The organism is Sphingomonas ginsenosidivorax (genome assembly GCF_007995065.1).
GTDB classification, from domain to species: Bacteria; Pseudomonadota; Alphaproteobacteria; order Sphingomonadales; family Sphingomonadaceae; genus Sphingomonas; species Sphingomonas ginsenosidivorax.
On the sequence record NZ_VOQR01000001.1, the window covers coordinates 269,018 to 280,991 of the forward strand.

Genomic DNA, 11,974 nt, shown 5'->3' on the forward strand with positions numbered 1-11,974 from the left:
GCGCGGCGTCACCAAGACCTATGGCGCGGGCGCGACGATGTTCCAGGCGCTGAAGGGCGTCGACCTCGACATCGCGGCGGGTGATTTCGTCGCGGTGATGGGGCCATCGGGGTCGGGCAAGTCGACGACGATGAACATCCTCGGCTGTCTCGACGTGCCGACCGACGGGACCTTCCTGTTCCGCGGCCACCATGTCGAGACGCTCGACCGCGATCAGCGCGCGCTGCTGCGCCGCCGCTATCTCGGCTTCGTGTTCCAGGGCTTCAACCTGCTCAGCCGCACCAGCGCGCTCGAGAATGTCGAGCTGCCGCTGGTCTATCGCGGCGACGACAAGCGCGCGCGTCGCGAGGCCGCGATGGCGAGCCTCGACACCGTCGGCCTCGCGGACTGGTGGGACCATACCCCCGCCGAACTGTCGGGCGGGCAACAGCAGCGCGTCGCGATCGCGCGCGCGCTGGTGACGAGCCCTGACGTGCTGCTCGCCGACGAGCCGACCGGCAACCTCGACAGCGAACGCTCGGTCGAGATCATGGAATTGCTGACCAGGCTGAACGCGGACAAGGGGATCACCGTCCTGATGGTCACGCACGAACCCGACATGGCGGCGTTCGCGCGGACCGTGATCCACTTCAAGGACGGGCTGGTGGAACGGATCGAGAGCCAGCACCATCAGGGCGAGAGGGTGGAGTCGTGATGGGCACGCGCAACCCTTCCCCCTCCCGCTCGCGGGAGGGGCTAGGGGAGGGCCTGTCGGCCAAACCAAAGCTTGCGTCTTGCGGACACGCCCTCCCCCAACCCCTCCCGCAGGCGGGAGGGGAGTAGATGTTCTTCACCACACTCTCGCTCGCGCTGCGCTCGATCCGCCGGCACCTGCTGCGGTCGTTCCTGACCATCCTCGGCATCGTCATCGGCGTCGGTGCGGTCGTGACGATGGTGACGCTCGGCGAAGCCACCACCGCGGCGGTGCAGAAATCGATCTCGGCGCTCGGTACCAACATTCTGCAGGTCCGCCCCGGCCAGGGCTTCGGCCGTGGCGGCGGCGGCCCGCGTCCGCCCGACTTCAAGCCCGAGGACGTCACCGCGATCGCCAACCAGATCGCCGGCGTCACCGCGGTCGCACCGCAGGCGAGCGCCACCGCCACCGCGATCTACGAGGGCGCCAACTGGTCGACGACGATCAACGGCACCACCAACGCGATCTTCCAGGTCCAGCCCTGGCCGCTGGCAAACGGGCGCTACTGGACCCCGGCCGAGGAAAGCGCCGGCAACGCGGTCTGCGTCATCGGCAACACGGTATCGAAGAACCTCTTCCCGAGCGGCGATCCGGTCGGCCGGCGCTTCCGCATCGGCCCGATCAGCTGCGACATCATCGGCGTGCTGACCACCCGCGGCCAGGCCGGGTTCGGCGGCGACCAAGACGATACCGTCGTCATGCCGATCAAGGCGGTGCAGCGCCGCTTCACCGGCAACCGCGACATCCGGCTCATGCTGGTCGGCGTCGACGAGCGCTTCTCGACCGCGACGGTGCAGGCGTCGATCACCGACCTGCTGCGCGAACGCCGCACGATCACCGGCGGCAAGCCCGACGATTTCAACATCTTCGACACCAAGCAGATTTCGGACACGCTGACCGGCACGACGACGCTGCTGACCGGCATCGTCGCCGCGGTCGCGGGGATCAGCCTGGTCGTCGGCGGGATCGGGATCATGAACATCATGCTGGTGTCGGTGACCGAGCGCACACGCGAGATCGGCATCCGCCTCGCGATCGGCGCGGTCGCGCGCGAGGTGCTGCTGCAGTTCCTGGTCGAGGCGATCGCGCTATCGTGCCTGGGCGGGCTGATCGGGCTGATCATCGCGCAGGCGGCGATCGCGATCATCTCGCCGCTGATCAAGGTCGAATGGATGTTCGACCTGCAGATCAACGTGTTCGCGTTCGCGATCTCGGCGGTGATCGGCGTCGTGTTCGGCTATTTCCCCGCGCGGCGCGCCGCGGCGATGAACCCTATCGACGCCTTACGGCACGAGTGATCGCCGTCGACGGATCGTGGACCAGCGCCTGCAGCGCGGCCAGATCCTCGGGCGTGTCGATGTCTATCAGCTCGGCGGGCGAGGTGACGACGTGGCGCCCGGCCTTGACCAGCTCGCGTGCGCCGGCATCGCCGTCGAGCGTCAGCAGGAAGTTGAACTGCGCGCGGCCGAAGACCACGGGGGGCGAGGGCTTCTCGCCATCGCTCGACGCCACCACCGCGTCGTCGCTGTCGGCGGCGTCGAGCAGCCGGTAGATATGTGCGGTCGTCAGCCGCGGCATGTCGGCCAGCGCGATCAGTACCGCCGCCGCGCCTGCCTGCTGAGCATGCCGTACGCCCAGCTTCACCGACCGCGACATGCCGGCATCGGGATCGTCGTTATGGACCACGGTATAGCCGCGCGACGCGAAATCGAGCTGGCAGCCATCGGTGACGACCAGCCGGTCCTTGAACGGCATGCCCTCAAGCGCCGTGACGACGTGGAAGCCGATCGGCTTGCCGAGGAAATCCGCCTCCAGCTTGTTCGGGATGCCGAACCGCTCCGACTTGCCCGCTGCGAGCAAGACGAGGACGACGTCTTCAGCCGCGATCATGGAACGCTCCGATCATCGCGGCGGCGACGGACAGCGCGATCTCGGACGGCCCGATCGCGCCGATGTCGATCCCGACCGGCGCGTCGATCCGCTCGATCTGCTCGGGCGACAGGCCCGCGGTGGCAAGGCGTTCGCGCCGCGCCGCGTGGCTCTTGCGCGAGCCGAGCGCGCCGACATAGGCGGCATCGCTGCCGAGTGCGGCGATGAGGGCCGGATCGTCGATCTTGATGTCGTGGCTGAGCGTCACGACCGCGGTCGACGGGCCCGGGCGATAGGCGGCGATCGCCTCGTCGGGCCAGCGGTCGTCAAGCGTGACGCTGGGGAAGCGCTCCTCGGTAAGGAAGCGCGCGCGGGGGTCGATCACCACCGTCTCGATCCCCAGCGTCGTCGCGAGCTGTGCCAGCGACTGCGCGATCTGCACCGCGCCGACGATGAGCAGGCGGCGTGGCGGGTCGTAGCGGTTGACGAACGCCTGGCCGGTCTCGAGCGGCCGGGCGTCGGAATGGCCCGAGGCGAGGTCGGTCGAGACGGTGAGCGCGTCGCCGGCATCGCGCGCGGCGGCGATGCGGTCGAACAGTTCGGGGTCGAAGCCCTCGGCCGAGACCGGCTGCACCATCACCGCGATCTCGCCGCCGCAGGGCAGGCCGACCTCCCACGCGGCCGCGTCGGCGACGCCGTAGCTGCGCACCGAGAAGGGCGCGCCGGCAATGACGTCGGCGGCGGTGGCGAGGATGTCGCTTTCGACGCAGCCGCCCGACACCGACCCCTCGAACCGGCCGTCGGCGTGGACCAGCATGTGACTGCCCTTGGGGCGGGGTGCGGAGCCCCAGGTCGAGACGACCGTGGCGATCGCCATCGGTTCGCCCTTCCACGCCTTCGCGGCGGCAATCACGCTATCGTTTTCAGCCATGTCTTGTCTCTTTCGTCATGCCGGACTTGTTCCGGCATCCATCGTGCGGCGTACTCTATGGGTTCGGATGTGCGGTGACATGGACCCCGGAACAAGTCCGGGGTGACGGTCACACAGCCGGCAATCCGTCCAGCAGCTTGTCGAGCGTCACCGGAAACTCGCGCACCCGGATCCCCGTCGCGTTGTAGATCGCGTTGGCGACCGCCGCGCCGGCGCCCGAGATGCCGAGTTCCCCGACCCCCTTGGCCCCTGCGGGATTCGCCGAATCGTCGATCTCCTCGATGAAATGCACCGCGATCTGCGGCACGTCGGCGTTCACCGCGACGTGGTACTCGCCGAAATCGGGGTTCACGAAGCTGCCCGTCCGGATGTCGACGACCGCTTCTTCGCCAAGCGCATAGGAGATGCCCCAGATCATCCCGCCGACGATCTGGTTGGCGGCGGTCTTCGCGTTGAGCACGCGGCCGACGTCGAACACGCCGAGCATCCGCCGGACCCGCGTCTCGCCGGTTACCGCGTTGACCGCGACCTCGACGAACTGCGCGCCGTGGCTGGCTTGGCTGGTGCGCTTGCTCTCGGCACCCGGCCCGGTCTTGCCCATCGCGACGATCGGGTCGCCGCGCACGAGATCCGCCATCGACACCTGCCGCGTACCGACGCTGACGCAGCCGTCCTTCAGCCGCAGCTCCTCGGGCGCCGCATTCATCCGCCGCGCGAGTTCGGCGAGGATGTCCTCGCACGCCAGCGCCACCGCGGCGGTCGCGCTGCCCGCGCCGAACGATCCCCCCGACCCCGCGCTCGGCGGCAGGTCGGTATCGCCGATCCGCACGTTTACGTCGGCGACGGGCAGGCCGAGCATCTCGCCCGCCATCTGCGCGAGGATCGTATAGGTGCCCGTGCCGATATCGGTCATGTCGCATTCGACCGTCGCGCGACCGTCCGCCTCCAGCCGCACGCGCGCCTGCGCCTGCACGGTGAAGTTGCCGCGCAGCGCCGCCGCCATGCCGATGCCGATCAGCCACTCGCCCTCGCGGACCGATCCGGGGGCGGGCACCGTCTCGGGCCAGCCGAACCACGCCGCGCCCTGCGCGTAGCAATCGAGCATCCGCCGCGTCGAGAACGGCTTGCCGCTGACGGGATCGGTCTCGGGCTCGTTGCGGCGGCGGAGTTCGAGCGGGTTCAGCGTCAGTTGCTCGGCCAGTTCGTCCATCGCGCATTCGACCGCGAAGGTACCGACCGCTTCGCCGGGCGCGCGGACCGCACCACTCGCGGGCAGGTTGACGCGGACCAGGTCGGTGCGGAACCGCCGCGCCTCGCCGCGGTACAGCGGCAAGGTCCCGAACGGCACGGGTTCCAGGAACTCGCCGTCGTCGTTCTGCGCGGCGACGCTCTCATGCCCGAAACCGCTGATCACACCGTCGGCGTCGCACGCGATGCGGACGCGCTGCACGGTGTGCGAGCGGTGGTGGACCATATAGGCGGTCTGGCGGCGGGGGAGGGCGATCTTGACCGGCCGGCCGATCGCCTCGGCCGCTATCGCAGCGAGGATGACCTCGGAGCCGACCCCGGTCTTTCCGCCGAACCCGCCACCGACATAGGGCGCGAGCACGCGGACGGAATCCGGATCGATCTTGAGCGCGTTGGCGATCGTCTTGCGCGCACCGCCGATCACCTGGCTGCTGGTGCGGACGATCAGCTTGCCGTCCTCCCACCAGGCGGTCGTCGCATGCGGTTCGAGCGCGGCGGGGAAGTGCACCGGCGTCGTGTAGGTCCGGTCCAGCGTCACCGCTGCGGACGCCATCGCCGCATCGAGATCGCCGATGTCGACCGGCGCCAGGAAGCCGATATCGGGATTGGTGTCGACGGTCTGCTCGGCGACGTCGTAGCGCGGCGTGCCGGCCTCGACCTCGACTACCACCAAAGCCGCCGCCTCGCGCGCGATCTCCTGGTGTTCGGCAACGACGATCGCGACGGGCTGGCCCAGATGCAGGATCGTCGCCGTGTCGAACAGCGGCATCGCGCGCGAATTGGACTCGCCCGCGGGCATCCGCTTGTCACCGTGGATGACCGCGATCACGCCCGGCAACGCCTTCGCCGCCGTGTCGTCGATGCGCAGAATCCTGCCGCTGCCGACCGGCGTCCCGACGATCGCCGCATAGGCGGTTCCGTCGGGCGTGCCTTCATAGGCGTAGTTCGCTGCGCCCGAGACCTTGGCAGGACCCTCGATCCGGTCGACGGGCCGCCCGAGCACGCCCTGTACCGCGCGGTCCAGCGCCGCCGGCCGGAACGCGGCGTCCATTACGTGATCGGTCATGCATGATCCTCGAAGATGAGGCTTAAGATAGGGGCGGGGTGGGGATGTGGCTAGCGGCCAGACCTTACTCTCCCATCCGGTGGAGGCCGGGCCCAGTTGGGAGAACCATGGTGGAAGGCAGCGCTCCGTTACCGTCGTTTTCCGACTGAGCCCCGGCCTCCGCCGGGGATGTATGGTGTCGAGGGGGATCCGACTAGACCGCCGGCAATTCCTCGAGCAGCTTGTCGAGCGTGATCGGGAAGTCGCGGACGCGCACGCCGGTGGCGTTGAAGACCGCGTTCGCGACCGCGGCCGCCGCACCCGAGATACCCAGCTCGCCGATCCCCTTGGCGTGGATCGGGTTCGCATGGATGTCGCGCTCGTCGAGGAAATGCACGTCCATCTGCGGCACGTCGGCGTTCGCCGGCACGTGATATTCCGCGAGGTCGCGGTTCACGAGCTTGCCGTTGCGCGTGTCGTGGATCAGATCCTCGGTCAGCGCGGTGCCGATGCCGAAGGTCATGCCGCCCAGGCACTGCGAGCGTGCGGTCTTCGCGTTGAGCACGCGACCCGCCGCGAACACGCCGAGCATCCGCCGCACGCGGACTTCGCCGGTGACGACGTTGACCGCGACTTCGGCGAAATGCGCGCCGAACGACGCCTGCGTGGTCTGCTTCTCCTGCTTGCCCGGCTTGATATGCCCGGTCGCCTCGAGACCTTCGCCGACCAGCTCGCCGATCGGGGTCGACCTATTGTCGCCGATCGCCTTGCCGTCCTTGAGCGTCAGGCCGTCCTCGTCGACGTCCATCGCCTTGGCGAGCTTGCCGCGCAGCATCTCGCAGGCGAGATAGACTGCCGACCCAGCCGACGCTGCGCCCCACGACCCGCCCGAACCCGCCGCGGGCGGATCATTGGTGTCACCCAGCGACAGCGTGATGTTCTCGACCGGGATGCCGAGGATCTCGGACGCGATCTGCGCCAGGATCGTGTAGCTGCCGGTGCCGATGTCGGTCATTGCGGAGGCGACCGTGGCCGAGCCGTCGGGATGGATCTCGACCTTGGCGGACGATTCCATCAGCATGTTGCCGCGGACCGCGGACGATACGCCCATGCCAACCAGCCATTCGCCCTCGCGGCGCGTGCCCGCCTTCTGGCGCTGGCTCCAGCCGAACCGCTGCGCACCCTCGTCGAGCGAGCGCATCAGCTGGCGCGACGAGAAGGGAATGTCCTTCTCGGGATCCTGCGCGGGATCGTTGATCCGGCGCAGCTCGATCGGGTCGAGCCCGAGCTTCTCCGCCAGTTCGTCGAGCGCGCATTCCAGCGCGACCATGCCGACCGCTTCGCCGGGCGCACGCATCGAACCCGACAGCACGAAGTTGAGATCGACCAGGTCGTGCGTGATCAGCCGGTTCTCGCCGCCGTACAGCAGGTGCGTGCCGATGCCGGCGGGCTCGAAATAATCCTCGGTCGACTGGTTCGAACACAGCGTCTCGTGCCCAATTGCGGTCAGGCGGCCATCGGCATGCGCCGCGAGCCGCATCCGCTGCTCGGTGTTCGAGCGGCGCACGGTCGCGTCGAACACCTGCTGGCGGGCCATAACCGCCTTGACCGGGCGGCCGAGCTGCTTCGCGGCGATCGCCGCCGCGACGCTCTCGGGCGCGATGCCGAGTTTCGAGCCGAAGCCGCCGCCGATGTAGCGTGCGATGATGCGCACCTTCTTGGGCGATACGCCGAGCGACTTGGCGAGCTGCTGCGCGTCCGAGGTCGGCATCTGGTACGCGCCGTACAGGTCGAGCGATCCGTCGTCGTCCCACACCGCGATCGAGGCATGCGGCTCCATCGCCGCCGAGTTCTGGCTGGGCGTCACATAGGTCACGTCGATCGACACCGGCGCATCGGCCACCGCCTGGTCGACGTCGCCCTGCGCGAAATGCGCCTTGGTCGCGTCGTCGGCGGGCTTGCGCGTCTCGTCCTTGTGCGCGGCGAACTCGTACTGGCCTTCGCTCGCCTCGTACTGGATCGGCAATGCCTGCGCGGCGTCGCGCGCGACCTCGAAGCTCTCGGCGAGCACGATCGCGACGATCTGGCCGGAGAACGCGATGTCCTTGACACCTTGCGTCGGCGCGTCGGTCGCGCCGCCCTGTGCGGCGACGCGGATGAACCGGTCGAAGTCGGTGACGACGTCGATCACGCCGGGGATGCCGCGGATCGCATCGGCATCGATGCTGACCACCTTGCCGGCCGCGATGCTCGATCCGACGAGGACGCCGTACGCCATGTTGTCGAATGCGTATTCGGCCGCATAGGTCGCCGTGCCCGAGACTTTCAGCGGGCCGTCGACGCGGTCGAGCGGGCGGCTGATGACGCCCTGCACCCCGGTGTCGAGCAGGCTCTCCGGGTGAGGCTTGTCCATCGTCAGGCTGTTGGTGGTGCCGAAACCGAACATGCTCATGCTCCCGTCAATTCGCGAAGAGTCGCGATCAAGGTCCGCTTGACCAGCGGGATCTTGAAGTCGTTCGAGCCGAAGCCCCTGGCGTCGGCGACGAGCGCGTCGGCCGCTGCCGCGAACACCGCGTCGCTCGGCGCGCTGCCGACCAGGGCCGCCTCGACCGCGTCGTTCTTCCACGGCATCGGGCCGAGCCCGCCGAACGCGAGCGAGGCGCTGGCGATCCGGCCATCCTCGACCGAGACGACGCCCGCGACCGAGACCAGCGCGAACGCGTAGGACGCACGGTCGCGCACCTTGCGATAGGCATGCTTGCCCTTGGCCGGGGCTGGCAGCTCGATATGCGTGATCAGCTCGCCGGCTTCGAGCACCGTCTCGATATGCGGCGTGTCGCCGGGCAGGCGGTAGAACTCATGGACCGAGATCCGCCGCCGGTCGCCGTCCGCCTTCAGTGTCACGATCGTCGCATCGAGCGCGCGCATCGCGACCGCCATGTCGCTGGGGTGCGTGGCGATGCAATGCTCGCTGGTGCCGAGCACCGCGAGGATGCGGTTGAACCCGCCGATCGCGTCGCAACCCGTGCCGGGCTCGCGCTTGTTGCACTTGGCGGCGGTGTCGTAGAAATAATAGCAGCGCGTCCGCTGGAGCATGTTGCCGCCGGTCGATGCCTTGTTGCGCAGCTGGCCGCTCGCGCCTGCCAGCAGCGCACGGCTGAGCACCTCGTATTTGGCGATGACGCGCGGGTCGGCGGCGAGGTCGCTGTTCGGGACCAGCGCACCGATCGTCAGGCCTCCGTCCTCGCGCTCTTCGATCTTGGCGAGGTCGAGGCGGCTGATGTCGACGAGCTTGTCAGGGGTCTCGATCTGCAGCTTCATCAGGTCAAGCAGGTTGGTCCCGCCCGCGATGAATTTCGCGCTGCCTACGATGTCGGCGACCGCTGCCTCGGGGGTTGCGGCCTTTTCATAGGTGAAGGTCTTCACGAGGCCAGCTCCCCGTGCTTCAGTTCGTTGCGCATCGCTTCGTCCTTCTCGTCCGCGGTGCGGCCGGCGGGCTCTGCGCCCGCGACTTCGCGGATCGCGTCGACGATGTTGGGATAGGCGGCGCAGCGGCAGATGTTGCCGCTCATCCGCTCGGAAATCTCGGCGTCGTCGAATTTCGGGTCGGTCAGGTCGCCCGATGCATGGCTGGCCCAGCCCTTCTTGACCTCGTCGAGCATGCCGACCGCCGAGCAGATCTGGCCCGGGGTGCAATAGCCGCACTGATAGCCGTCGTGCCGCACGAACGCGTCCTGCAGCGGGTGGAGATTGCCGACCTGGCCCAGGCCCTCGATCGTCGTGATCTCGTCGTCCTGATGCATCACCGCGAGCGTCAGGCAGGAATTGACCCGCCGGCCGTCGATCAGCACCGTGCAGGCGCCGCATTGGCCGTGGTCGCAGCCCTTTTTCGAGCCGGTCAGCCCGAGATGCTCGCGGCACAGATCGAGCACCGACGTACGGATATCGACGTCCGCGTCATAAGATTGACCATTGATCGTGAAATGCATGGGGCTCGTCCTCCGGTTTGGGTGCTGAACGCCGATGTCCTCGATCCTATCCTATTGCGACTGGCTCTCACTGGCGCTGGCGGTCGCGCCCGTTCACACTGCGCGCATGGAACCGACGCATCCCCCCATCGTCATCGCGCACCGCGGCGCCAGCGGATCGCGCCCCGAACACACGCTCGCCGCCTATGACCTGGCGATCGACCAGGGCGCCGACTTCATCGAGCCCGACCTGGTGCCGACCAGGGACGATATCCTCGTCGCGCGGCACGAGAATGCGATCTCCGAGACCACCGACGTCGCGCAGCATCCCGAGTTCGCGGGACGTCGCACCACCAAGACGATCGACGGCCGCGCGCAGACCGACTGGTTCGTCGAGGATTTCACGCTCGCCGAGCTGAAGACGCTGCGCGCGAAGGAGCGGCTGCCCAAGCTGCGGCCGGGCAATGTCGCCTATGACGGCCGGTTCGCAATCCCGACGCTCGCCGAGATCATCGCGCTCGCCAAGCGGCGGTCGAAAGACACCGGGCGGACGATCGGCATCTATCCCGAGACCAAGCACCCGACCTATTTCGCGAGCATCGGCCACCCGACCGACCTGCCGCTGGTCGCGCAATTGCAGGCCGCCGGGTGGGATTCGGAGACCGCGCCGGTGTTCATCCAGTCGTTCGAGGTCGCGAACCTCAAGCGTCTGCACGAGGTCACCAAGATACGGCTGATCCAGCTGACCGCGGGGCAGGGCGCCCCCGCCGACGGCGCCGCGCCGAGCTATGCGGCGATGCTGACGCCTGACGGACTGCGGCAGATCGCGGCCTATGCGTACGGGATCGGGCCCGACAAGGCGCAGTTGTGGACCGGTGATGCGGCGAGCCCGCTGGTCGCCGATGCGCATGCGGCGGGGCTGCGCGTCCACCCCTGGACCTACCGCGCCGAGAACGTCTTCGTGCGCGAGCCCTTCCGTCGCGGTACCGAGCCCGCGGCGCACGGCGACGTCGAGGCGGAAATAACCGCGGCGCTGTCCCAGGGAATCGACGGATTCTTCACGGATTTTCCGCTACAGGGCGTCGAAGCGCGCAACGCACTGCGCACGGGAGCCAAGTAATGCGCAAATTCCTGATCCTCGCCCTGCTGCCGCTGGCGACCGCGGGCTGCATCAGCACCGCGACCAGCATCGTCAAGGCGCCGTTCCAGGTCGCCGGCAAGGCGGTCGACTGGTCGACCACCAGCCAGGAGGAATCGGACCGCAACTATGGCCGCAAGATGCGCAAGCAGGAGGCGAAAGAAGGCCGCGAGCGCAAGGAGCGGGAGAAGCAGTGCCGCAGCAACCCGGACTCGTCGAGCTGCCGCCAGTATCAGGGGTACCGCGCGGGGTATTGAGGCTTAGGGACACGTCATCCCGGGCTTGTCCCGGGATCCAGAGTAACGGGGGGCAACGCCTGTAACCCTGGATCCCGGGACAAGCCCGGGATGACGGTGGGGATCAGAACCACTGCATCACCGTGGCGGGGAACGGCGTCCACGCGCCGACCCGCGCCCCAGCGTGGCGGAGCGCGTCGCCGGTCCATGCATTGCACGTCGCGACCGCGTCGTACCGACCACGCGCATCGTAGAACACGTCGTACCCCGCATAGCCCGGATAGCGCGCACCGCCGGGGCGAAAGCTCGCCGCGATGAACGCCGCCAGCCGCCGATACTCCGCCTCGCTCAGCACCACGGCGCGCACCTCCGGGCCGACCGCCGGCTCCGGCACATGCTCGACATGCATCAGCGTGTGCGCACTGCCGATCGCGGCGGCGAGCACCGTGCCGGGCTTCACGTCGGCCCAGGTCTTGGTTTCGAGGAAGAACGCCTTCTCGCCCCAGCCGATCACGATATGGTCGAACCCGCCGTAGCGCGGGTCACCGAGGTCGCCCGCCGGTGCGAGGTCGCGCCAATCCACCCCTGCGGCGACCTTGGGCATGACGAAGCCGGTGTGCACGCCGTTGGTTTCGACGAAGATCCGCACGCCGTGCGCGGGTGGCCGCCATGCCGTGTTGGTCGGTATCGCCCCGCCGATCGCGCCCGCGACCAGATAGCCGAGCGCCAGCGCCGCGATCGCCGCCGCCAGTCGCACCATCCAACGCCGCACACCCGTTCCCGTCACCATTTCGTCATGCTAGACG

General features: G+C 68.5%; 11 protein-coding genes. 4 read left to right on the forward strand and 7 right to left on the reverse strand.

What is annotated here, in order from left to right:
- Positions 1-37 precede the first annotated feature (37 nt).
- On the forward strand, positions 38-694 hold the full coding sequence (locus FSB78_RS01195; RefSeq protein ID WP_147083942.1) for an ABC transporter ATP-binding protein: 657 nt from the start codon (positions 38-40) through the stop codon (positions 692-694).
- 128 nt (positions 695-822) lie between these two features.
- Complete coding sequence (locus FSB78_RS01200) at positions 823-2,031, forward strand: ABC transporter permease (protein WP_147079256.1); 1,209 nt, start codon at positions 823-825, stop codon at positions 2,029-2,031.
- Here FSB78_RS01200 and FSB78_RS01205 read toward each other — a convergent pair.
- The 6 genes from FSB78_RS01205 to FSB78_RS01230 all read right to left on the reverse strand — a co-directional run bounded on the left by FSB78_RS01205 (position 2,006) and on the right by FSB78_RS01230 (position 9,815).
- Positions 2,006-2,623 carry a nucleotidyltransferase family protein gene (locus tag FSB78_RS01205; protein WP_147079257.1) on the reverse strand — a complete coding sequence of 206 codons (618 nt, stop codon included), beginning with the start codon at positions 2,621-2,623 and terminating at the stop codon, positions 2,006-2,008. The two genes, FSB78_RS01200 and FSB78_RS01205, sit on opposite strands and share 26 nt — an antisense overlap.
- Positions 2,610-3,533: an XdhC family protein gene (locus tag FSB78_RS01210; protein ID WP_147079259.1), complete on the reverse strand. Its 924-nt coding sequence runs from the start codon at positions 3,531-3,533 to the stop codon at positions 2,610-2,612. Before FSB78_RS01210 ends, FSB78_RS01205 begins: the two co-directional genes overlap by 14 nt.
- A 109-nt stretch (positions 3,534-3,642) precedes the next feature.
- Positions 3,643-5,847, reverse strand: a complete 2,205-nt coding sequence (locus FSB78_RS01215) for a xanthine dehydrogenase family protein molybdopterin-binding subunit (RefSeq protein WP_147079261.1) — start codon at positions 5,845-5,847, stop codon at positions 3,643-3,645.
- Positions 5,848-6,040: 193 nt separating this feature from the next.
- Positions 6,041-8,272, reverse strand: coding sequence for a xanthine dehydrogenase family protein molybdopterin-binding subunit (locus FSB78_RS01220; protein WP_147083943.1), 2,232 nt, complete (start codon positions 8,270-8,272; stop codon positions 6,041-6,043).
- A gap of 2 nt (positions 8,273-8,274) precedes the next feature.
- Positions 8,275-9,252 carry an FAD binding domain-containing protein gene (locus FSB78_RS01225; protein ID WP_147079263.1) on the reverse strand — a complete coding sequence of 326 codons (978 nt, stop codon included), beginning with the start codon at positions 9,250-9,252 and terminating at the stop codon, positions 8,275-8,277.
- Positions 9,249-9,815 carry a 2Fe-2S iron-sulfur cluster-binding protein gene (locus FSB78_RS01230; protein ID WP_147079265.1) on the reverse strand — a complete coding sequence of 189 codons (567 nt, stop codon included), beginning with the start codon at positions 9,813-9,815 and terminating at the stop codon, positions 9,249-9,251. Before FSB78_RS01230 ends, FSB78_RS01225 begins: the two co-directional genes overlap by 4 nt.
- Positions 9,816-9,921: 106 nt before the next feature.
- Here FSB78_RS01230 and FSB78_RS01235 point away from each other — a divergent pair, with 106 nt between their 5' ends.
- Entirely contained in the window at positions 9,922-10,914 is a 993-nt protein-coding gene (locus FSB78_RS01235) for a glycerophosphodiester phosphodiesterase (RefSeq protein WP_147079267.1), read from the forward strand.
- Positions 10,914-11,189: a hypothetical protein gene (locus tag FSB78_RS01240; RefSeq protein WP_147079269.1), complete on the forward strand. Its 276-nt coding sequence runs from the start codon at positions 10,914-10,916 to the stop codon at positions 11,187-11,189. The genes FSB78_RS01235 and FSB78_RS01240 overlap by 1 nt, the downstream gene beginning before the upstream one ends.
- 103 nt (positions 11,190-11,292) lie before the next feature.
- On the opposite strand, the gene FSB78_RS01245 is transcribed toward FSB78_RS01240, so the two are convergent.
- Entirely contained in the window at positions 11,293-11,958 is a 666-nt protein-coding gene (locus FSB78_RS01245; RefSeq protein WP_242007909.1) for a TIGR02117 family protein, read from the reverse strand.
- Between the last annotated feature and the right edge of the window lie 16 nt (positions 11,959-11,974).